The organism is Nocardia sp. CA-120079, assembly GCF_050955745.1.
GTDB lineage: Bacteria > Actinomycetota > Actinomycetes > Mycobacteriales > Mycobacteriaceae > Nocardia.
Map to the genome: position 1 here is coordinate 4478390 of NZ_CP192088.1, position 20238 is coordinate 4498627.

The 20238-nt window shown below is 65.4% G+C and carries 21 protein-coding genes; 10 read left to right on the forward strand and 11 right to left on the reverse strand.

Features of this window, described 5'->3' with window-relative positions:
- Window positions 1-205: 205 nt before the first annotated feature.
- The 3 genes from ACQPYR_RS20415 to ACQPYR_RS20425 form a co-directional block, all read right to left on the reverse strand.
- The gene (locus tag ACQPYR_RS20415) at window positions 206-1444 is read right to left on the reverse strand and encodes a hypothetical protein (RefSeq protein ID WP_433634519.1); all 1239 of its coding nucleotides are present in this window, start codon (window positions 1442-1444) and stop codon (window positions 206-208) included.
- 91 nt (window positions 1445-1535) lie between these two features.
- Window positions 1536-2057 carry a hemerythrin domain-containing protein gene (locus tag ACQPYR_RS20420; protein ID WP_433634521.1) on the reverse strand — a complete coding sequence of 174 codons (522 nt, stop codon included), beginning with the start codon at window positions 2055-2057 and terminating at the stop codon, window positions 1536-1538.
- 412 nt (window positions 2058-2469) lie between these two features.
- Window positions 2470-3507, reverse strand: a complete 1038-nt coding sequence (locus ACQPYR_RS20425) for a hypothetical protein (protein ID WP_433634523.1) — start codon at window positions 3505-3507, stop codon at window positions 2470-2472.
- A gap of 72 nt (window positions 3508-3579) precedes the next feature.
- On the opposite strand from ACQPYR_RS20425, the gene ACQPYR_RS20430 reads away from it, so the two are divergent.
- The 3 genes from ACQPYR_RS20430 (at window position 3580) to ACQPYR_RS20440 (ending at window position 5647) form a co-directional block, all read left to right on the forward strand.
- Entirely contained in the window at window positions 3580-4008 is a 429-nt protein-coding gene (locus ACQPYR_RS20430) for a MarR family winged helix-turn-helix transcriptional regulator (protein ID WP_433634525.1), read from the forward strand.
- A gap of 77 nt (window positions 4009-4085) precedes the next feature.
- Window positions 4086-5165 (forward strand): NAD(P)H-dependent amine dehydrogenase family protein, encoded by a 1080-nt coding sequence (locus ACQPYR_RS20435; RefSeq protein ID WP_433634527.1) that lies wholly within the window; start codon window positions 4086-4088, stop codon window positions 5163-5165.
- A complete protein-coding gene (locus ACQPYR_RS20440) occupies window positions 5162-5647 on the forward strand; it encodes a carboxymuconolactone decarboxylase family protein (protein ID WP_433634529.1) in 486 nt (161 codons plus the stop codon). Before ACQPYR_RS20435 ends, ACQPYR_RS20440 begins: the two co-directional genes overlap by 4 nt.
- A 316-nt stretch (window positions 5648-5963) precedes the next feature.
- On the opposite strand, the gene ACQPYR_RS20445 is transcribed toward ACQPYR_RS20440, so the two are convergent.
- Window positions 5964-6650: a hypothetical protein gene (locus ACQPYR_RS20445; RefSeq protein ID WP_433634531.1), complete on the reverse strand. Its 687-nt coding sequence runs from the start codon at window positions 6648-6650 to the stop codon at window positions 5964-5966.
- Window positions 6651-6749: 99 nt separating this feature from the next.
- Here ACQPYR_RS20445 and ACQPYR_RS20450 point away from each other — a divergent pair, with 99 nt between their 5' ends.
- Window positions 6750-7028, forward strand: coding sequence for an ArsR/SmtB family transcription factor (locus tag ACQPYR_RS20450; protein WP_433634533.1), 279 nt, complete (start codon window positions 6750-6752; stop codon window positions 7026-7028).
- Window positions 7028-7417 carry a VOC family protein gene (locus ACQPYR_RS20455; RefSeq protein ID WP_433635196.1) on the forward strand — a complete coding sequence of 130 codons (390 nt, stop codon included), beginning with the start codon at window positions 7028-7030 and terminating at the stop codon, window positions 7415-7417. Before ACQPYR_RS20450 ends, ACQPYR_RS20455 begins: the two co-directional genes overlap by 1 nt.
- Window positions 7418-7419: 2 nt before the next feature.
- On the opposite strand, the gene ACQPYR_RS20460 is transcribed toward ACQPYR_RS20455, so the two are convergent.
- The gene (locus tag ACQPYR_RS20460; RefSeq protein WP_433634535.1) at window positions 7420-8340 is read right to left on the reverse strand and encodes an LLM class flavin-dependent oxidoreductase; all 921 of its coding nucleotides are present in this window, start codon (window positions 8338-8340) and stop codon (window positions 7420-7422) included.
- Window positions 8341-8397: 57 nt separating this feature from the next.
- Window positions 8398-8907 (reverse strand): GtrA family protein, encoded by a 510-nt coding sequence (locus tag ACQPYR_RS20465; RefSeq protein WP_433634537.1) that lies wholly within the window; start codon window positions 8905-8907, stop codon window positions 8398-8400.
- A 193-nt stretch (window positions 8908-9100) separates the two neighbouring features.
- Here ACQPYR_RS20465 and ACQPYR_RS20470 point away from each other — a divergent pair, with 193 nt between their 5' ends.
- The gene (locus ACQPYR_RS20470) at window positions 9101-9904 is read left to right on the forward strand and encodes an aldose 1-epimerase (protein WP_433634539.1); all 804 of its coding nucleotides are present in this window, start codon (window positions 9101-9103) and stop codon (window positions 9902-9904) included.
- A gap of 3 nt (window positions 9905-9907) precedes the next feature.
- On the opposite strand, the gene ACQPYR_RS20475 is transcribed toward ACQPYR_RS20470, so the two are convergent.
- Entirely contained in the window at window positions 9908-10660 is a 753-nt protein-coding gene (locus ACQPYR_RS20475; protein ID WP_433634541.1) for a TetR/AcrR family transcriptional regulator, read from the reverse strand.
- A gap of 102 nt (window positions 10661-10762) precedes the next feature.
- Here ACQPYR_RS20475 and ACQPYR_RS20480 point away from each other — a divergent pair, with 102 nt between their 5' ends.
- A complete protein-coding gene (locus tag ACQPYR_RS20480) occupies window positions 10763-11968 on the forward strand; it encodes a DUF418 domain-containing protein (protein ID WP_433634543.1) in 1206 nt (401 codons plus the stop codon).
- Window positions 11969-12110: 142 nt separating this feature from the next.
- Here the strand turns inward: ACQPYR_RS20480 and ACQPYR_RS20485 are convergent, their stop codons facing one another.
- Both ACQPYR_RS20485 and dapA read right to left on the reverse strand, forming a co-directional pair.
- Window positions 12111-13400 (reverse strand): IS256 family transposase, encoded by a 1290-nt coding sequence (locus ACQPYR_RS20485; protein WP_433624106.1) that lies wholly within the window; start codon window positions 13398-13400, stop codon window positions 12111-12113.
- 159 nt (window positions 13401-13559) lie between these two features.
- Window positions 13560-14453 carry a 4-hydroxy-tetrahydrodipicolinate synthase gene (gene dapA, locus ACQPYR_RS20490; RefSeq protein WP_433634545.1) on the reverse strand — a complete coding sequence of 298 codons (894 nt, stop codon included), beginning with the start codon at window positions 14451-14453 and terminating at the stop codon, window positions 13560-13562.
- A gap of 72 nt (window positions 14454-14525) precedes the next feature.
- Between dapA and ACQPYR_RS20495 the strand changes: the two genes are divergently transcribed.
- Window positions 14526-15413 (forward strand): LysR family transcriptional regulator, encoded by an 888-nt coding sequence (locus ACQPYR_RS20495; RefSeq protein ID WP_433634547.1) that lies wholly within the window; start codon window positions 14526-14528, stop codon window positions 15411-15413.
- A gap of 52 nt (window positions 15414-15465) precedes the next feature.
- On the opposite strand, the gene ACQPYR_RS20500 is transcribed toward ACQPYR_RS20495, so the two are convergent.
- Entirely contained in the window at window positions 15466-16956 is a 1491-nt protein-coding gene (locus ACQPYR_RS20500) for a carboxylesterase/lipase family protein (RefSeq protein ID WP_433634549.1), read from the reverse strand.
- Between the two features lie 233 nt (window positions 16957-17189).
- Here ACQPYR_RS20500 and ACQPYR_RS20505 point away from each other — a divergent pair, with 233 nt between their 5' ends.
- Window positions 17190-18707, forward strand: a complete 1518-nt coding sequence (locus ACQPYR_RS20505) for an FAD-dependent monooxygenase (RefSeq protein WP_433634551.1) — start codon at window positions 17190-17192, stop codon at window positions 18705-18707.
- Between the two features lie 43 nt (window positions 18708-18750).
- Here the strand turns inward: ACQPYR_RS20505 and ACQPYR_RS20510 are convergent, their stop codons facing one another.
- On the reverse strand, window positions 18751-19161 hold the full coding sequence (locus ACQPYR_RS20510; protein ID WP_433634553.1) for a nitroreductase family deazaflavin-dependent oxidoreductase: 411 nt from the start codon (window positions 19159-19161) through the stop codon (window positions 18751-18753).
- A 130-nt stretch (window positions 19162-19291) separates the two neighbouring features.
- Between ACQPYR_RS20510 and ACQPYR_RS20515 the strand changes: the two genes are divergently transcribed.
- Window positions 19292-20059 carry a trans-aconitate 2-methyltransferase gene (locus ACQPYR_RS20515; protein ID WP_433634555.1) on the forward strand — a complete coding sequence of 256 codons (768 nt, stop codon included), beginning with the start codon at window positions 19292-19294 and terminating at the stop codon, window positions 20057-20059.
- Window positions 20060-20238: the final 179 nt, after the last annotated feature.

Here is a 20238-nt window from a genome sequence, read left to right on the forward strand (position 1 = left end):
GGTCAGAACTGGAGAAATCGATCAGATCGATCGAGGAACGGGAGCAGCGCAGTGCGTTGGCAGAGGCCGGGCTGCCGCGCGGGGCCGGATGTAGTACGCGGGGACCACGCACGCTCCGTTCAAGCCAGGACTACCTGCCATACGGGCAAACCTAGAGCACGCAGGAGTTGTCCGCGATCGGACCGGCGGCGAAACCTGCTGCCACTCAGGCTGAATTCACCGATTGATCGTGTTCGTCGGTCTTTTCCTCGGCAATGCAGGCGCGCCAGATCTCGGCTTCGGCGTGATTGCCCTGGCGTTCGAGGAGCTCGGCGAGCCCGGTCATAGCGCGTGATTCGCGGCGCTCGGCCGCGGTGCGCCACCAGCGCTCGGCATCGCCGAGCTCACCACGATTGAACAGAACGACGCCGAGGTCATAGGCCGCGCCGGCGTGCCCGGCCGCTGCAGCCTGTGCCCACAGACCGCAGGCTTGTTCCTCCTCGCCGCGGCCGAACATGGCGACGCCGAGGTCGTAGAGGGCGGCGCGATAGCCGCGTTCACCATCCTTCGCGCGCTCCTGCGATTTGGATTGCGCGGGCTGCGGTGGTTCCGGGAGCCCGGCGTGGTCGGTATCCGCTGCCCGTTCCTGCATCACCGGAACCTGCTCGGCTACTGACGGTTCCGGCAACCGGGCGGGCGTCGTTCGCAACGGTGTGGTCTGCTCGGCCGCCGGGAGCTCGGGGCGTGCGGATGTCGTTTGCAGTGGTTCCGGGAACCGCACCAATTCGAGGTCAGGGGGTGTCGGCTGCCGCTCATGGAACCGAGGCTGCTCAGGGGAGACAGAGGCGGCGCGCTGCGGCTGAGTCGGTGGCGTCGGCTGGACGGATCCGTCTGGTGGGAGTTGCGCGGGCTGTGGCGCCTGGGGCGCGGCGGCAGGCGCCGAGGCGGAGACGGCGGGCAGATTCGCGGTTTCCACCTCGACCACCAGGTTGGCGAAATTCGGCGGGCCCTCGCCGACACTGCACCAGAGGATGATGCGGCCGGTCGGTGGTTGTTCGATGAGGATGCCGTAGTTGCCCGACCAGGATTTCTGTGCGCCGAATCCGTCGACCCAGACCGGGGTCAGCGAGAACAGTGCGCCCGGATCGGTCGGGACCAGCTCGAAGGTGACGCCGTCGGCGAGGGCATCACTCCATACGTCGACCCCGGCCAGCCGTCTGCCATCGATGCCGATGTGCCCGTCGACCACCGACAGCCCGATTCCGTGTCCGCGCAGACCCGCCGGCGGTGCCGCGGACAGCAGCTTCATGGTGACCAGGATCGGCGCGGATCCGACCTGTTCGGTGTACATCGGGTAGATCAGGCTGCCGTTCCAGGTGATCGGGTCGGCGGAGTGGTAGCGGGCGGCCAGCGGTAGGTTCTCCGGCGAATTCTGGGCATACCAGTGCGAATACGGTTGATTCATATCGCGCCCCGACCTTTCACCGATGCTTCCTCGCCCCTGTCTACGCGGTCCGGCCGGTAATACCGTACCCGCCCCTGATGTGGTGGCTGCTTCAGTCCCGAGCGGACCGCATGCGATCCACCGCGACCGTGACGCCGAGAAGTTCCTCGCCCGTCCTGTTACCCATTTCGAGTTCGTCGAAAGCCTGCACGAGCCTGCGTTCCTCCCAGTGGAAGTGCGATTCCAGGATGGCGGCCAATCCATCGAGTTCCCGCCGTACGGTATCGGCATTGTCCGGCCCGATCGAGTCGAGCAGTTCGGTCAGTCTGCGCAGGATTTCGGCGACCAGTTGGTGGTCGGTGCGCAGTTCGGCCAATACCTGGGCCAGTTCGGGGAATTGGCCGGCAAGTGCCGGGAACCCTGCGATGTCCTCGCCGGTGTGGTGCCGGGTCAGCGCGGCGCAGAATGCCGTGCAGTGCGCGCGAAGTTGCGTCGGCCGCAGTTCGGAACCTGCCGCATACGCGGTGACATCCGCGCGGATTCGCGTGAGTTCGGTTCGCAGCCAGTCGTGTATCGCCACCAGTTCCTGTCCGAGGGCGCGCGCCCGGCTTGCGTCGAGGTCGGTTGATGCCATGGATCGTCTCTCGTTCGAGAGGAAGACGCACGGGCCGTGCGGCTCCGCGAAGGGGGCTGGAATGCGTGGGGCCTCGATGCCCCGCTCGACCTCAGTGCGAGCGCGAATGTGGACGCACGGCGGACTCCTCGATCATGGTGCCTCCATGCCGATCGCCGTCCACCCGGCGCCGCCACGCGACACGTCCACGATCTTGCACCCGACAGGGCGGCCGATCAACTCGGTGTGTTCGAAGACGTTGCACGCCATGCGAAATTGCAGTTCATGCCCGATCCTGCGATGGTCACACATTTATATGTAACTCACGGTTACATATAAATCAGGTTCTGCGGAATTCGAATGCCAGAGCGGCGATGCGATCATCGTACCCGGTCCCGGACCGCGATGCGACGCGACCGGGAAAGCGGAGGTGTCAGACGCCGACCGCCTCTTCCATTTCCTCCTCGGCCGCGGCGGGCCGCTGTGCACGCACGGCAGCGGCGGGAGCGGGGGAGTTGCGGCGTTCGTGTCGCGCGGCCACCACCAGCAGTACCGCGCCGACGGCCAGCCACACGAACAGGCTAGCGATGCGGCCGGCGAATCCCGCACCTGCGTCGAAGTACAGCAGGCTGCGCGCACCCTCCACGAAACCCGCACCGTTCCAGAAGGCGTGCAGCGAACCGAAGAAGCCGTTCTGCAGTTCGGGGCGGTAGATGCCGCCGGAGGTGGTGAAGTTGAGCATGACGAACAGCACCATCAGCGCCAGCGTGGTCCAGCGCTTCAGGAAGGTATGCAGTCCGATACCGACGGTGATGATGCCCGCCGAGTACAGCAAGCCCATCGCCCAGATCGCCGCGTAATCGTGGTCGACGATATGGAAGACCGGCGCGGCCACCACGATCCCGATGATGCTGACCACCAGCGAGGTCACCAGGCCGATCACCGCGCGCACCCGCATGGACAGTCCGGCACCCGCCGCACCTATCGCGGCGACGCTGCCGTAGGAGCCGATACTCAGGGCGACCAGCAGGAAGAACAGACCCTGTCCGGTGGGGTCACCACTGGCCGTCCGGGTGATATCGGTGACCGTCATCGGCACGCCCTGCGTCCCGGCGACCTGTCGGAACACCAACTCGACCGCCATCGCCGTGGTGTCGGAATTGGCTTTGGCCACAAGCAGTTCGGGATGTTGCGTGTTGGGAATGTACGCCCCGGAGAGCGTGCGATCGCGCAATTGTGCGATGGCGTCGTCGCGGGTGGGCAGCGTGACGACCTCGAGTGCGTCACCGGCCTTGTCCTTCATGGTCTGCGCCAGCACCATGTCCCGCGCAGATGTGCCGACCACGGCCACCTTCAGATGGTTCGGCTCGGGCTGATGAAATGCGCCCAGATATGCCAGTGCCATGCCCAGACACATCAGCATCGGGGTCAGCAGATGTCCGGCGACATGCCGTAGCTGGTGCGAACGCATGAAGGTCAACTCCTAATAGTTGGTAAATACAACCATCATCGTTGTATCATACAACTGATGTATAGTGCAATCATGCCCACCGAACCGCGCACCGCGGCGATCCACGTCATCCAGCGTGAACTGACCGCCTTCGCTCGGCGCGCCCGCGGCCGCGCCTCGGAGTTGCATCCGGAGTTGTCGCTGGTGGCGTCGAGCATTCTGGATCTGGTCATCGAGCGCGACGGCTGTCAGGCGACCGATCTCGCGGACCACTTCGTGCTCGACAAGTCCACGGTCAGTCGGCAGGTTGGCGCACTGGAACGCTTGGGCTACCTGACTCGGGAGATCGATCCGGAGAACCGCCGCAACCACATCCTGCGGCCGACACCGGAGGGTCGGCGGGTCGCGGGGGTGGCCGAGCGGCGTCGCCATCAGGAATTCGCCGAGCGCTTGACGGCGTGGGATGACGCCGACATCGGGCGGTTCGCCGACTATCTGGTCCGCTACAACACCGCGAAATAGCCGTGCGAATTCCCTAGCCCCACTGCGTAATTCCCATAGTCCCAGTCGCCGAACCAAGCGCTTGCTACGCTCACTCGATGATCCCCACGATCGTCTGGGGCACCGGCAATGTCGGCCGCGCGGCCATCCGCGCCGTCGGCGCACACCCGGCGCTGGAACTCACGGGCGTGCTCGTCCACAATCCGGACAAGGTCGGCCGCGATGCGGGGCGGCTCGCGGGACTCGACTACGACCTCGGCGTCCCGGCGACCGCCGATGTCGACGCGGCCCTGGCCGCCGGACCGCGGGCTGTGGTGTACGCGGCCTCCGGTGATATCCGCCCCGACGACGCGCTCGCCGACATCGTCCAGGCCATCGAGTCCGGCGCGGTCGTCGTCACCCCGGCGCTGTACGCGCTCTACGATCCGCGCAGCGCCCCACCCGAAATGCGCGATCCGGTGCTGGCGGCGATCGCGCGGGGCGGCGGGTCATTGTTCGTCTCCGGTGTCGATCCCGGCTGGGGCAATGATGTGCTGCCGTTGCTGATGAGCGGACTCGGCAGCACCGTTGATGTGATCCGCTGTCAGGAGATCTTCGACTACACCACCTACGACCAGCCCGATTCGGTGCGCTATCTGGTCGGTATGGGCCAGCCGATGGACTATCTGCCGCCGATGGTGGCGCCGGGCATCCCGACCATGGTGTGGGGCGGGCAGATTCGGTTGATGGCGCGGGCGCTCGCCGTCGAGCTCGAGGAGATCCGCGAAACCCTGGACCGCCGCGCGCTCGACGCCACCGTGACCACCGAGCGCATGGGTGAGTTCGCGTCGGGTACGCAGGGCGCGTTGCGATTCGAGGTGCAGGGGATCGTCGAGGGCGAGCCGCGCATCGTCATCGAGCACGTCACCCGGATCCACCCGTCCTGCGCCCCCGACTGGCCGACGCCGCCGGACGGCGAGGGCGCGCACCGTGTGCTCATCGAGGGCCACCCGCGCATCGAAATCACCATCGAGGCCGCCGACGAGGACGGAAACCGTTCCGCGGGCGGCAATGCCACCGCGGTCGGCCGATTGGTGAATGCCATCGACTGGCTCGTTGCCGCCGAACCCGGACTCTATGACGCACTCGATATCCCACTGCGTCCCGCAGTCGGCAAGCTCGGAAGGAAGCATCCATGATCATCGACATCCCCGAGGGCAAGGACCCGATCGGTTACGTGTGGGGCGAGATGGTGCCCGGCATCGGCGTGGCCGCCTCGAACTTCTCGCTGTCGGTGTATTCGCATTCGACCCTCGGACTGCGCGAATTCGAGGCGGCACGACTGAAGATCGCCCAGGTCAACGGCTGCATCTTCTGCCTGGATTGGCGCACCGAACGCGACGGTCAGAAGGTGGAGCCGGAGTTCGCGGACGCGGTGACCAACTGGCGCACCACCGAGTTGTTCGACGAACGCACCCGGCTGGCCGCCGAATACGCCGAACGCTACGCCACCGATCACCACAATCTCGATGACGAGTTCTGGGATCGGATGCGCGCGCAGTACAGCCAGTCCGAAATCGTCGAATTGAGTATGAGCATCGGATCGTGGCTGGCCTTCGGTCGGCTCAACCATGTGCTCGGGCTGGACACGGTATGTGTCCTGCCGGGGCATTCGTCGTAGGCGAATGTCTTGTCCCAGAGATAAATAGCTTTCCGGCGTGGCCGCGGTGACCGAATTGCGCCACTACCTTGCGCTCGGGTCGCGATCTCGACCGGACTCTCACGCGCGTGCTGCCGCTCGCGGGCCAACACTGAGCAGACGGCTTGCTCGACGATGTGCTCGAAGTAGCCGATGACACGCAGCTGACCCGCGCGCCCGGTTGGACCATGATCTGTGTGGGTCCCTGTGGCTCGAGTGGCGGCAGGCATGTCCGCGTATCGAATGGATCGTCCGGCAAGCGGCCTTTAGCGCGAATTACCCAGTGGTGCTGCCGGATTCAGTCCAACGCTGCCCAATCGATGCCGTCCAGCCGGCTCCACTCGTCGCAGGCCCAGTCCCAGATGAGTTGGGCGACGGTAGCGCCGTCGGTCATTGTGGCGCGGAGGCGTTGGTCGCGGATCGGGTGGTGGATTTCGAGGGTGTAGTCGATCGGAAAGTTGCGGTGGGCCCGGATGAAACTCTTTGCGTCGTTTCGCTTTTCGGCGATCAGGTACGGGGTGGCGGCCAGCAGATGAAGTTGGCGGATCCAGTCGAAAACCTCGCGCTGGGTGAGTGAGGAAAACTTGCGTTCACCGCCGATATCGATCGAGGCGTAGCGGCGAATTTCGGAGCTGGTCAAGGTGTTGGTCCGCGCATCGTAGATTTCATATGCGAAACCCGCGATGAGGGCTTCGATGAGTTCGCGTACCCGCGGCGCGGCGTAGTCCATCGCGGAGCCGCGAGTCCTGCGGCGATCCACACTGTCGGCGGCGGTCACCCGCACCGAGTCTCCGGCGGCCTCGATCCGCAGCCTGGCATGCCGGGCGGCGGCCGGAATTCGGCTGTTCCAGCCGTGCAGTCCGGCGATGACGGTCTGGTAGAGGTGGTCATCGGCGGGTTGCCCGCGTCTGGATCGAAAATAAGGAAGTACGTCCCCCGGCGATGCCGCCGCGCCCGCGGGCAGCACCACGAACTCATAGCTCATCAACCCAATCTAACTCGGGCCCCGACACATTCGCCCGCCCTGTTTTCCGATCTGAACTCCACTTGATAGGCAAGTGGCTACTTGCCTATAGTGAGGAGTGTGAGCGGCGATGTCTTCAAGGCGCTGGCCGACCCCACACGTCGGGCGATCCTCGACGAACTGGCCGATCGCGACGGCCAGACCTTGTTCGAGCTCTGCACCCGGCTCACCATGGGCCACCAGCTCACATCGAGCAGGCAGGCGATTTCGCAGCATCTGGATGTGCTGGCGGCCGCCGGTCTGGTGACCACGCGCCGGGACGGCCGGTACAAATTCCACCATCTGAACCGAGAACCACTGCGGCGGCTCACCCACCGCTGGCTCCAGGAGGACCGATGATCCGCATCAATATCACCAGCGTTCTGGTCGATGATCAGGACAAAGCATTGCGCTTCTACACCGAGGTGCTCGGCTTCGTGAAGAAGACCGAGATTCCGCTCGGCGAGGCGCGCTGGCTGACGGTCGTGTCGCAACAGGAACCGGACGGCGTCGAACTGCTGTTGGAGCCCGATGGGCATCCGGCGGTCCGGCCGTTCAAGGAGGCGCTGGTCGAGGACGGAATTCCGTTCACGTCGTTCGCGGTGGACGATCTGTACGCCGAGTACGAGCGGTTGCGCGGGCTCGGCGTGCGATTCACTCAGGAACCGCTCGATCAGGGGCCTGTTGTCACCGCGGTACTCGACGACACCTGCGGCAACCTGATTCAGATCGCCCAGATGAAGAGCTGAGGTCAAGCCGTTTGGAGTAGGGCGTCGGCCAGCAGATCCAGCTGGCGGCGGGCCTGCAGTGAGCCGATGCGCAGCACCAGATGCTGCGCACCCGCATCGATGTACCGTCCGAGCCAATGGACGCATTCCTCGGCAGAACCGCCGAAATAGGCTTGGATCGTGGACATTTCGTCCAGGGAGCGGCGGTAGTACCGGCGGACGTAGCCGTCGAGTTCGGTGCGCGCGGCGACGGTGTCCGGGTTGATATTGATGGTGGCGTAGAGGGCGGGGGTGACGCTGCGGGTGGTCTTTTCGCGCAGGGTGTGCAATGCGCGGGCGTAGGCGTCCGGGTCCGGCAGGAACGGCAGCCAGCCGTCGTAGTGCCGGGCCACCCGTTCGAGCACCCGAGGTGTGTCACTGCCCGCCAGCCATAGCGGGGGACCGGCCGGGCTCGCGGCGGGGAGGGTGCGGGTCAGATCGTCGAGTTGCCAGTAGCGGCCGTCGAATTCGGTTCCGCCGGACCAACTCCGACGCCAGATGGCGACCGTTTCGTCGAGACGGCCGACGCGCTGGTCGAAAGGCACCCCGACGGAGACGAATTCGTCCCGACTCTCGGGTAGTGGGAATCCGGCACCCAGGCCGAGAATCAAACGACCGTTGCTGAGTTGGTCGACGGTGGCGGCGGTGTGGGCGCCGAGCAGTGGATGACGCAATGTCGCAGTGAGCGCGGCCGTTCCTAGTTGGACGCGCGTAGTAGTCGCGGCGACGGCGGCGAGCAGTGGCAGCGGATCGACTCGGGTTCGCGCCAGCGGGGAATCACCGATCCACACCGAATCGAACCCGGCATCCTCGGCGGCCCGCGCGAACCGGACCAAGCCGGCGGCATCGTGTTCACCGGTCATCGAGGTTTCGCGGCTGGGGAGCAGCAGGCCGATCTGTGTCATACCGGCGATCTTCGCCCCGGTCGCCGATGCTGGGCAATTACCTCGCGGGTAAGTGACCTACCGCGGTTCGAGTTCTGATTGGACCAGATCGTCAGGGAAGGCGTACCGCCGAAATGCCCAGTACCGGAAAGCCATCGCGAGCAGGACGCCCAGAATCTGGCCGGTGATGAAGTTCGAGACGGCCTGGGTGACCGGACTGACGTCCGGCACCCGGATATCGAGCACATACAGCGCGACCGCCTGCGGCAACAGCGTGACACCGATCCCGAGCGCACTGATCGCGAAGAACAGCGCGGCCTCGTGGTGCCGCTCCCGGCCGCCTCTGGTCCGGAACGACCACTCCCGATTGAGCACATACGACACGATCGTCGCGATCAACACACCGAGCACACGCGCGGTGAGCGGCTTCTCGCCGAGCACCGTCAACTTCAGCGCATAGACGATCCCGGTATCGATGAACCAGGTGATCCCACCTACGACGGCGAACTTGAGCAGCTCACGCCGCTGGATCAGATACGACCGGTACGGCTCCGGAATCCGGTCGAGCGCAAGCTGGACGAAGGACACGCCCCGCACTATATCCAGCAAATCCGTCACCTCACGTTTCCGACCGCCGATGCCGCCCTAACCCAAGCATGCCCTCGCCCGTCACGCCAGGTAAGTCACCCTCCGGTATTTCGGGCGCGCCGCGTCGGTCGGCATGCTCGGGCTGGTCATGGCACTGTGTCTTACCGGACCCATAGTCGCAGGAGGAGCGCTCATGACCGATGCAGGCAATTCCAGTGTTGTGCTGAGCGCCGGGAACGCGCAGGTGAGCATCGCACCGGAGAATGGCGGGCGGCTGACCAGTTTGCGGATCGGTGAGCTGGAACTGTTGCGGCAGGGCGCACGGTACGGCGCGTTTCCGATGGCGCCCTGGTGTGGTCGGATGGGATCGGGTCAGTTCCGGTATGGCGGGGCGTTGCATCAGATGCCGCTCAACGCCGATCCACACGCTATTCACGGCACCGCGCGCGATAGGGCTTGGCACGTCCTCAGCACCACGGCATCCACTGCCGCGCTGAGCTGCGAGCTCACCGACCCGTGGCCGTATCGCGGGCGAGTCACTCAGGAGTTCCAGCTCTCCGAGCACTCGATAACTCTGACCATGCGGGTCGAAACAGCGGGCGAGCCGTTTCCCGCGCAGGTCGGTTGGCATCCGTGGTTCATGCGAAATCTGGGCTCCGGCAAGGACATCGAGCTCGACTTCACCCCGGCCTGGCAGGAGGAACGCGGCCCAGACTACCTCCCGACCGGACACCGCATTGCCCCGCAACCCGGACCCTGGGACGACTGTTTCGGCATGCCCGATGGCTCCACTGTCACACTGACCTGGCCTCACGCCCTGCAGCTGACCATCACCAGTCCCGCCGAATGGGTCGTCGTCTTCGATCAGCAACCCGAAGCCGCCTGTGTAGAGCCGCAATCCGGTCCGCCCAACGGCATCAACACCCACCCGCGGCCGGTCACCGCGAGTGATCCGTTGGAACTGTCCACCACCTGGGCCTGGCGTCTGCTCGACTGAGTTCTATGCGCCGTCTATCGCGGCGGCCACGCCGTCGAGGATCAACTCCAGCGCGAATACGAAGTCCTGGTCGGCGGCATCGGTATCCCCGTCCGGCGGTGATTCGAACAGCGGGCTGGCGAATAGTGCGGCCGCCTCGGGGAAGCGGTCCGGATCGACGAGGACGGCGAGAGTGCGGCGGTAGTTCCGATTGGCCTGCACCTCGTCGAGACCGGTGCTGTGCCGTGCCTCGGTGAGCTGCTGGGTTAGCAGACTCGATTGCCGCACGTGCCCGCTCACCAGCATCAGGATGCCGACCTTGGTGGCCCAGTCGAGTCCGGTGCCGGCGAGTGCGCGCAGCGCGGCATCCACCCAGCCGATCGTGTTCGGACCACGCGGCGGCCCAGAGATCGGTAACTGCGGCATCCACGGATGCTCGGCGAAGACCGCGCGCATCGCATGTGCCCACTGCCGTAGCCCGGCCCGCCACTCGGGGGGCCCGGTGCCGAGATCGGGTGCCGGGCCGGTGGCGAAATCGTCCATCAGCTCGAAGAGTTCGTCCTTGGAACCGACGTGGCGGTACAGCGCCATTTTCGTGAAACCCAGTGTCTGCGCGACCTTCAGCAGCGTGACCGCGCCCAGCCCGGAGTGATCGGCGAGATCCACCGCTGCGCGCACGACCTTGTCGACGTCCAGTTCCGCCGGTCGGCCCAGCCGCGCGGGTGTCGGGAGCCGCCAGAGCCTGCCCAAGTCGGCGGGCACCGCCTCGTTGGCCATGGCCTTACCTCCTCAGAATTGCCGATGCTTTCGGCGGATATTAGCCCGAGAGATAGTTTATCTTGGATAGTATCCCCCAGATACTAAAGATTTGCGGAGAATATGATGACCGATCAGCTGGTCGCCTCCAGATCACGAGTGCACGACGTCGACGCCCTGCGCGGCTTCGCCCTGTTGGGTATCTTCGTCGTCAATATCACCTTCATGGCCTCGGGTTATCCCGGCAACCTGGTGATCGACCCCGACTACACCTCCACGCTCGACGATGTTGTGCGCGGACTGTCCAAGGTGTTCGTCGATATGAAGTTCTATCTGCTGTTCTCATTCCTGTTCGGCTACAGCTTCACCCTGCAGATGGAATCGGCGGCCGCCGCGCGAGCCACCTTCGAACCGCGGATGCTGCGTCGCATCGGAGGTCTGTTCGCCCTCGGTGTGCTGCACATCGTGTTCCTGTACGCGGGCGACGTACTCACCACCTACGCGGTGGCGTGCTTGGTGTTGTTCTGGATGCGGCGGGTCAGCGACCGAACCGCATTGCGCGTCGCGGCGATTCTGTACGGCTTGGTCGTGGCGAGCCTGCTACTCGGCACTGTGTTCGTGAATGCGTCGGCGCTGCTGCCCTCGACTGCGCAGGCGCAGGCCAATGCCGAGCACGCAACCCAGGCCATGCTCGGCGGCTGGGGCGACATTATCGGCGAACACCTCGACGGCCTCGGACTTCTTGTCCTGCAAGCTCTTACACTGCAGGGACCGACCGCACTGGCCATGTTCCTACTCGGCTTGGTCGCGGGCCGCCGCAAACTGCTCGCCCACGTACACGGCGACGAACCCGTTCTGCGCCGAATCCAACTCATCGGCTTCCCCATCGGCCTCGCAGGCAGCATTTTGTTCACCATCGGCGGCGGCACCGGCCACATCCTCGCGGTAGCGATCAGCGTCGCCACCGCCCCATTCCTCACCGCCGCCTATGTCGCAACCCTGCTCCGAGCGATGCACAGCCCCCGCACGTCCTTCATCCGCACAGCCCTGGCCCCCGCCGGCCGCATAGCCCTCACCAACTACCTCGCTCAGTCAGCCATCGGCCTACTGATCTTCACCGGCATAGGGCTGGCCGCCGCCGGCACCTTCTCCCCGCTCGCCACCATGTCCACCGCCCTGCTCGTCTTCACCCTCCAACTAGCCCTGAGCGCACTCTGGCTGCACTGGTTCCGCTACGGCCCCGCCGAATGGACCCTCCGCTGGATCACCAACGCCCACCGTCCGAACTGGCGCAAATCCCCGTCCGAGCCCGCGCCGAACCAACCATGAGGCCAGCAAGAATGTCGGGGTGACGCAACGAGCGAAGGATAAACTCCTGGTGCTGGTCAACGGGCTGCCCGGCTCGGGTAAGTCGACCTTGGCGGCGCCGCTGGCGGGACTATCTCGCTAACGGTGTTTCCGGCGGTTTCTCTCAGTAGGTTTGGGCGTCGGGCCAGCGGTCGGCGAAGGTGATCGCGAACGCGTTGACCGCGGGCTTCCAGCGCATGGTCCATCGTGCCCGACCGGCGCCGGTCGGGTCCAGGGACCGGGTGACCAGATACAGGCATTTCAGGGCGGCTTGCTCGGTGGGGAAATGCCCGCGGGCTTTGATCGCGCGCCGGTAGCGGGCGTTCAACGACTCGATCGCGTTCGTCGAGCAGATCACCCGTCGTATCTCGACGTCATAGTCGAGGAACGGAATGAATTCCTCCCACGCATTCTCCCAAAGCCGCACTATCGCAGCGTATTTCGTGCCCCACTTCTCGGTGAGTTCATCGAGCGCTGCCCGTGCCGCGGCGGCGTTGACGGCGGTGTAGATCGGTTTCACATCACGACGCAACGCGTCCCAATGCTGACGGCCGGCCAGCCGGAAAGTGTTGCGGATCAAATGGATGACACAGGTCTGGACCGTAGCCAGCGGCCACACGTTGCCCACCGCGTCCGGCAAACCTTTCAACCCGTCACAGACCAGGAAGAACACATCTTTGCAGCCGCGGTTACGGATATCGGTCAACACACTCAGCCAGAACTTCGCGCCCTCACCACCGGTGCCGGCCCACAAACCCAGGATGTCCTTCTCACCGTTGACCGTGACACCGATCGCGGCATAGATCGGACGGTTGGCGACCTGACCATCCCGGACCTTCACCACGATCGCGTCGATGAAGATAGCGGCATACACCGCGTCCAAGGGCCGGTTGGCCCAATCGGCCATCTCGGCGATCACCTTGTCGGTGATCCGAGACACCGTCTCCTTCGACACCGACGCCCCATAGATCTCAGCGAAATGCGCCGAAATCTCCCCAGTGGTAAGCCCTTTCGCATACAGCGACAGCACGATCTCATCCACCCCGGTCAACCGGCGCTGGCGTTTCTTGACGATCTGCGGCTCGAAACTACCCTCCCGATCGCGGGGCACCTCGATCTGCACCTGACCCGTCGCCTCGGTCAACACCGTCTTGGCGCGAGTCCCGTTGCGCACGTTGGCCGATTCGCGCTCGGTCGGGGCTTGGCCCTTGTCGAAACCGAGATGCTCGGTCATCTCCTCGTTCAACGCCGTTTCCAGGACGGTCTTAGTGAACTGTTTGAGCAACCCGTTCGGCCCGGTCAGCGATAACCCTTGCTCCTTGGCCATCCGGACCAGCTCCTGGGCGGCGAGCTCCTCGGCCGAAGCCTCCACCGGCTTCTTCTTCCTCGTCACGGCATCAAGTGTCGTCATCACGGCACCTTCCCGCTGAACATCGCTCAGCGAATCAGGCCGGAAACACCCTTAAATCCACAGTCCCCCGCTGGCCCGCGAACTGGATGCGCAACTGCTGTCCAAGGACACGGTGAAAGAAGCCCTGGCGGAATGTATTTCCTGCGCTGGAGAATCAGGCGGTCATGCGGCGGCAGTCGCCGAAAGTTGGTTCAGAGCTTTGAGGGCGGCGGAGGTTGTATCGGGAGTGGCAGCGAGGAGGGGGAGGCGAACGGTGGGGGTGGGGATGCGACCTTGGGCGGCGAGGACGGATTTGATGACCACCGGGTTGGGTTCGGCGAACAGAGCTGCGGAGAGAAGGGTGAGGCGGTGGGTGAGGGTGCGGGCTTCTTGGATGGGGCCGTTGCGCCAGAGGTGGATCAGGCTGGCGAAGGCGGAGGTGGCCAGGTGGGCGCTGGCGAGGATCGCGCCGGGAGCGCCGAGGGCCAGCAGCGGGGCGGCGTGCAGGTCGTCACCGGCCAGTACAGTGACGTCGGGCGGGAGGGTGGCCATGAAAGTGGTTGTGGTGTCGTCGATGCCGCCGACGGCGTGTTTGAAGCCGATGATGTTCGGGATGCGGGCGAGTTCGTGGAGGGTGTCGGGCCCGAGAGTGCGGCCGGTGCGGTACGGGATGTTGTAGACGACGAGGGGGACCGGGCTGGTGTCGGCCAAGTGCCGGAAGTGGGCGAGCACGCCTGCTTCGGAGGGCCGCGTGTAGTAGGGGACAACGGTGAGTGCGGCAGTAACGGTGGGGCCGAGGGCGGCGAGCGCTCGGGCCGAATCCGTCGTGGAGTTCGTGCCCGCCCCGGCGATCAAAGGGGCATTGCGTGCTCGGCAGACGGAGCCGCAGATATCGAGGACGCGGTGGCGTTCTTCGCGGCTCAGCGTGGCGGTTTCGGCGGTGGTTCCTAAAGCGACGATGCCGGTTGCGCCGTCGTCGAGTACCTCGTGGGCCAAGCCCGCCAGTGCGTCGGCGGCCAGTTCACCATTGGCGGCGAATGGCGTGATCAGGGGGACGAAGAGGCCGGTGAGCGTCATGGTTTCCAGACTGACCCGCGGCGATACTTCAGGTCCAGTTCACATTTCTTCCGTTGAGCATAAGCTGAACTGATGCTCGATGTTCGAAAGTTGCGTCTGCTGCGCGAACTGGCCCATCGCAAGACGATCGCGGCGGTCGCCGAAGCGATGCGTTACACGCCGTCGGCGATCTCCCAGCAGTTGACCGCATTGGAGCGGGAGGCAGGCGTACCGCTGCTCGAACGGACCGGGCGACGCGTCACTCTCACCCCCGCCGCACTCACCCTGGTCGAACACGCGGAGACGATCCTCGCGGCCCTCGAGCAGGCCACCGCCGACCTCGCCGCCTCCCGCGCCGCACTCACCGGAACGCTGCGCATCGGCGCGTTCCCGACGGCGGTCGCCACCATCCTGTCCCCGGCATCGGTCGCACTGAGCCGCGACCATCCGCTACTGGAATTGCTTGTGACAGAACTGGATCCGGCCACCGTCCCGGACGCACTGCGCACGGACACCCTGGACATCGCGCTGGTCCAGGAGTACGACTATGTACCCGCCGAACCCGATCCCGCCCTGGACACCGAGCCTCTCCTCGAGGAGACCATCTACCTGGCCGCCCCGAACGCCACACCGCTCGAAGACCACCGCGACGCCGCCTGGATCGTCGGCACCCCAGGCACGCTCTGTCACATCATGGCGATCCGGGCCTGCCAGGCGGCCGGATTCACCCCGCGGGTCCGCCATCACGTCGACGATTTCAGCACCGTCCTCGCACTGGTCGCGGCAGGCCAGGGTGTCGCCCTCGTCCCCGGACTCGGGGCACTCACCCCACCACCCAACGTGGTTCTCACTGCCTTACCCACCCGCCGCAAAACCCACTTGGCCTACCGGCGCGGCACCGGCCGACACCCAGCCGTGGTCGCGGCCCGCGCGGCCCTACGCGCCTCCGCCACAACGATTTCCAGCGCACTCGACAAGTAGGAGCCAGTGGCCGCCTCGCTTCGAGCCCGCCACCAACTCCAACTGATATCCGCTAAGCGACGGACTTGCGAAGCGCCGCCAATTCGTCCCCGTGCGGATCACTCACGACACCTGACTCCGGACTGTCGAAGATCTGCACCCGCCGCGAATCCTCCTCGAAGCGCGCCCACCCCGGATCACCGGACTCGGCGAAAGCCACCCACGCCGAATGGATCTCGTCGGCGAGCGGCTGCGGCGGATTGGGCCCGGTCAAGGTGTGCGCGCCCGCGAGTGCGTCGAAGACGAACGGCACCTCCAGGACGTGACAGGCACCGAGTCCCTCGATGCCGGATGACCACGCGAACTCATAGGCGTAGCTCGGCGCACCCGCGGCGGCGTTCGACTGCGCGATCCGCAGGGTGTCCGAGCGGAAGGCCCGATCGGTAATGATCGCGGCGAAGACATCCGCCGCCGTGGCCCCCGGACGATTCGCGCCATAGATATCCCCGAGCCCGGGATCGAGTCCGTACCGGGTAAGAACGAAAGGCAAAGTGTCCGCTGTGATTCCGGCGGCAATACCAGTCGGAACCGTGAAGAAACGGAACTCCTCGGCGGTGCACCCCGCAATGAGCGGTACCGCCCGCTCCGGTTGCGCGGCGAGCACTTTGACGGGCTGACCTTCGACAACCTCCCCATCGATCACCGGGAGCAGACTCATGATCCCCATCCCGTTGGCGATGATCGACGATCCCCATCGCGCCGGATCCGGATCGTTCATCAGCGCGAGCGCGAGTGCGTCCTGCGCCGCGCGCAACTGATCCGGCCCGAGTTCACCGAAATCCGCCGCAGTGGGGCTGACTCCGATACTCGTGGCCAGTTCTCCGGCGAGTTTGCGCGCATCCTCGACGGCCACCGCGGCGGATCCATTGCCGCTCTGCATGATCGCCTGCCGGAACAACCCGCGCGAAAGCGGCGAGGCCATCAGCGTCGCCACGCTCATTCCGCCCGCCGACTCACCGAATACGGTGACCCGGTTCGGATCCCCACCGAAGGCCGCGATGTTCTCCTGCACCCACCGCAGCGCGAACAGTTGATCGTGTAATCCACGGTTGAGCGGTGCATCCGGCACTGCCGCGAAGCCGGATATGCCGAGCCGGTAGTTGATCGAGACCAGCACGACCCCATCGCGCGCGAACGCCGCACCGTCGTAGATCGCCCTGGCATTGGATCCCCGGGTGAATGCGCCGCCATGAATCCACACCATGACCGGCAGTCCGGAACCGCCCGCATCCGGTGTCCACACATTGACATTCAGGTATTCCTCGCCCGGTATCCCGTCACTGCCGATGAGCGCGTGGATCGGCGGGGGATAGGGGGTCTGCACGCAGGTCGGGCCGTGCGTGAGCGCATCACGAACCCCCTGCCAGTCCGGCACCCGCGTCGGCAGCCGGAAGCGCGCGGGCCCGACCGGCGCCGCCGCGTACGGCACTCCGAGAAATGCGCTGACCCCGGCAGCCGTCCGGCCGCGAATCTTGCCGCCGGTGACGGAAACAATCGGTTCCATGAGTCTCCTTCGCTCGTCTCGATTCTCTACGCAGCACCCGGCCTCGGACCACGGTTTCGAGCACCTCGCAGAACTTCCGGAATAGCCGCGGGTATGCCCTGCGCAGACCGACCACCAGATCGGTGTGGCCGCCAGCAATCAGCTCGACTGACATCGGTGAGTTCCGGCGCGACGCAAGGCGCGTGCAAGGCGACGTAAGTCCGCCGCAATCGCCCATCGGCAGAGTCGAGTTCATGAACGAGACATTCGATGTGATCGTCGCCGGTGCCGGACCGGTCGGGCTCATGCTGGCCTGCGAACTTCGCCTCGGCGGCGCCGAGGTGCTGGTAGTCGAGCGGTTGACCGAACCCGATATGACCATCAAGGCCGGTGGGATCAATGTGCCGACCGCACAGGCGTTCTACCGTCGCGGCATGCTGCCCGACCTGCGCGAACAGCAGAATGCGACGTTGCAGCGCATTCGCGCGGCGGGTCTATTCCCGAATGCCGGAAACCAGCGCCTGCCGATGGCCGGTCATTTCGCGGGCATCGTGCTCCGCACGGACGAAATCGATTTCGGCGATCCGGTTTTCGCCGACCTCGGGCCCAGCGCCGACGTGGTGCTGGTGCCGCAGCAGGCCATCGAGGCGATCCTGGCTCAACGCGCCACTGGCCTCGGCATCGAGGTCCGCCGCGGTGTGGAATTGACCGAATTCGACGATGACGACACCGGTGTCACCGTCCAGCTCGGTGACAACAGCGTCCGCACGGACTGGCTCGTCGGCTGCGACGGCGGCCGCAGCACCGTTCGCAAGCTGGCCGAATTCGATTTTCCGGGGCTGGATCCGGAGATCACCGGCCATCAGGCAGTTGTCGACATGACCGGTGCGGAGGGTTTACGGCCGGGCTGGAACACCACTGAGTCCGGGATCTACACCAATGGCCCGACACCGGGCCGAATCGTCACGATGGAACTCGACGGCCCGCCTTCGGACCGGACAACGCCGGTCACTGCGGCCGAATTGCAGGCCAGCCTGCGCGCGGTGTCGGGTGTGCCGGTCGAGATCACCGCCGTGCACTCGGCAACAAGGTTCACCGATAACACCCGTCAGGTCACCGAATATCGCAAGGGCCGGGTGCTGCTGGCCGGCGACGCCGCCCATGTGCATTCACCGCTCGGCGGGCAGGGCCTCAATCTGGGCATCGGCGATGCGGTCAACCTGGGCTGGAAATTGGCCGCCGTCGTGCGCGGGAATGCAAGCCAAGCGCTGCTCGACACCTACACCGCAGAACGTCATCCGGTCGGCGCATGGGTACTGGAGTGGACCCGCGCACAGGTCGCGCTGATGCGACTCGACCAGCGCAGCAAGGCATTACGCGAAGTTATGACCGATCTGCTCGCCACTCGCGACGGTAGCACCGCGATCTTCAAGAGGATCTCCGGTGTGCTGCATCGCTACGACCTCGGCGGTGGCCACGACCTGATCGGCGCGGTCGCGCCGGATCTCGAACTGTCCGATGGCAGTCGCCTCGGTGCGCACTTCGCCGATGGTCGGGCAATCCTGCTGGATCTGGCCGATTCCGCTGAGCTGAGGACGATCGCCGCACCGTGGTCGGATCAGGTGCGCGTAGTAACCGCGAAACCCGTTGCGCCACGCGATCTTTCCGCGATGCTGATCCGGCCGGACGGCTACGTGGCCTGGGCCGCGGATTCCGGCGAGCGCGATGGACTTGCCGAGGCTCTGCGGCGCTGGTTCGGCGATAAATCCTGATCGGCTGGTGCCGGCCCGGCCACCATCGACCGGGCCGGCGGCATCAGGCCTCTCGGCGATACACCGCGACAACCGGAATCACCCGTGAAGTCTTGGCTTGGTACTCACCGAATCCCGGCATGATCTCGACCATCCGCGCATACAGTTCGTCGCGTTCGGCGCCCGTCACCACCTCGGCCTTCGCCGGAAAGGTCTCGGTGCCCAGTTCCACGGTGAATTCCGGATTCGCGCGCAGGTTGTGGTACCAGGCCGGATGCTTATCGGCACCACCGTTCGAGGCGATGAGCACGATCCGCTCGCCGTCCGGGAGGTAGACTAGCGGGCTGGTGACCTGACGGCCGGATTTGGCGCCCGTCGTCGTGATCAGCACCATCGCCGCACCGTCGAACATCCCGCCGACCTTGCCCGCATTGGCGCGGAACTCATTGATCACCTGCGCATTGAAGTCGTTCACTGCACTCCCATCGGTTGTTTTCCGCACCAACCCACGCGGCGCGCCGGAAATTCCGGCCGCTGCTTGCCGGACCAGCCGATGCGTAATACAGTACGTATGTACGGTTTGGTTAGTCGGCTTGGAGCGGCCGATGTGGGATCCCAAGAAGTATCTGGCCTTCGATGACCACCGCTCGCGTCCATTCTTCGAACTACTCGGTCGAATCGGAGCCGAGGATCCGCGTCGCGTCGTCGATCTCGGCTGCGGCCCAGGACATCTCACCGCGTCGCTGGCCGAGCGGTGGCCGGGAGCGGTTATCGAGGCCTCGGATTCATCGCCTGAAATGGTCGCCGCGGCAAGGAGTCTCGGCATCGACGCTCAGCTCGGCACGGTGCAGGACTGGCAACCGGCGCCGGATACCGATGTCGTGATCAGCAACGCGGTACTGCACTGGGTGCCGACACACACGACGCTGCTGCCTCAATGGGTACATGCGCTACCCGCGGGCGCCTGGCTCGCATTCCAGGTACCCGGCAATTTCGACGCACCGTCACATCTCGCGATTCGCGAACTCGCGGGCCGCGCCGAATGGCGCGACCAGCTCGCACCCGCTGGCATATTGCAGCCGCGCGATGTCCTCGACCCCAGCGGGTATGCCCAGGTGCTCACCCTCGCGGGGTGTGCGGTCGACGCATGGGAAACGACTTACCTGCAACGGCTCTCGGGGGAGGATCCGGTACTCGAATGGGTCACCGGAACCGCGCTGCGTCCTGTCCGCAACACACTCGACGACACCGCCTGGCACGAGTTCACCGCACAGTTGGCGCCACTGTTGCGTGCGGCCTACCCGCGCCAACTCGACGGCACCACCTGGCTGCCGTTCCGACGAGTCTTCGCCGTGGCACACAAGACCGGCTGAGCGCCTGGTTATACTTCCCGGCTATAGCTCAGGCGGCAATCCCTACTTCGGAGAGGTTTGCGATGGTTCCCAGCGTCCTTCCCTGTGCTTGCGGTCCGGACTGTCGGTGCGGTTGTCAGGAGGGCGGCACGTGCTCGTGCGGAGACAAATGCCAGCACGAATGACAATCGAGGCTCCCG

What these genes read in the sequence shown, in the direction of transcription:
- ACQPYR_RS20505 (WP_433634551.1), top strand. Translation starts at nt 17,190, where the DNA reads ATGAACGAGACATTCGATGTGATCGTCGCCGGTGCCGGACCGGTCGGG.
- ACQPYR_RS20500 (WP_433634549.1), bottom strand. Translation starts at nt 16,956, where the DNA reads ATGGAACCGATTGTTTCCGTCACCGGCGGCAAGATTCGCGGCCGGACG.
- ACQPYR_RS20430 (WP_433634525.1), top strand. Translation starts at nt 3,580, where the DNA reads ATGCCCACCGAACCGCGCACCGCGGCGATCCACGTCATCCAGCGTGAA.
- ACQPYR_RS20460 (WP_433634535.1), bottom strand. Translation starts at nt 8,340, where the DNA reads ATGACACAGATCGGCCTGCTGCTCCCCAGCCGCGAAACCTCGATGACC.
- ACQPYR_RS20445 (WP_433634531.1), bottom strand. Translation starts at nt 6,650, where the DNA reads ATGAGCTATGAGTTCGTGGTGCTGCCCGCGGGCGCGGCGGCATCGCCG.
- ACQPYR_RS20495 (WP_433634547.1), top strand. Translation starts at nt 14,526, where the DNA reads ATGCTCGATGTTCGAAAGTTGCGTCTGCTGCGCGAACTGGCCCATCGC.
- ACQPYR_RS20425 (WP_433634523.1), bottom strand. Translation starts at nt 3,507, where the DNA reads ATGCGTTCGCACCAGCTACGGCATGTCGCCGGACATCTGCTGACCCCG.
- ACQPYR_RS20475 (WP_433634541.1), bottom strand. Translation starts at nt 10,660, where the DNA reads ATGGCCAACGAGGCGGTGCCCGCCGACTTGGGCAGGCTCTGGCGGCTC.
- ACQPYR_RS20515 (WP_433634555.1), top strand. Translation starts at nt 19,292, where the DNA reads ATGTGGGATCCCAAGAAGTATCTGGCCTTCGATGACCACCGCTCGCGT.
- ACQPYR_RS20440 (WP_433634529.1), top strand. Translation starts at nt 5,162, where the DNA reads ATGATCATCGACATCCCCGAGGGCAAGGACCCGATCGGTTACGTGTGG.
- ACQPYR_RS20480 (WP_433634543.1), top strand. Translation starts at nt 10,763, where the DNA reads ATGATGACCGATCAGCTGGTCGCCTCCAGATCACGAGTGCACGACGTC.
- dapA (WP_433634545.1), bottom strand. Translation starts at nt 14,453, where the DNA reads ATGACGCTCACCGGCCTCTTCGTCCCCCTGATCACGCCATTCGCCGCC.
- ACQPYR_RS20470 (WP_433634539.1), top strand. Translation starts at nt 9,101, where the DNA reads ATGACCGATGCAGGCAATTCCAGTGTTGTGCTGAGCGCCGGGAACGCG.
- ACQPYR_RS20415 (WP_433634519.1), bottom strand. Translation starts at nt 1,444, where the DNA reads ATGAATCAACCGTATTCGCACTGGTATGCCCAGAATTCGCCGGAGAAC.
- ACQPYR_RS20420 (WP_433634521.1), bottom strand. Translation starts at nt 2,057, where the DNA reads ATGGCATCAACCGACCTCGACGCAAGCCGGGCGCGCGCCCTCGGACAG.
- ACQPYR_RS20435 (WP_433634527.1), top strand. Translation starts at nt 4,086, where the DNA reads ATGATCCCCACGATCGTCTGGGGCACCGGCAATGTCGGCCGCGCGGCC.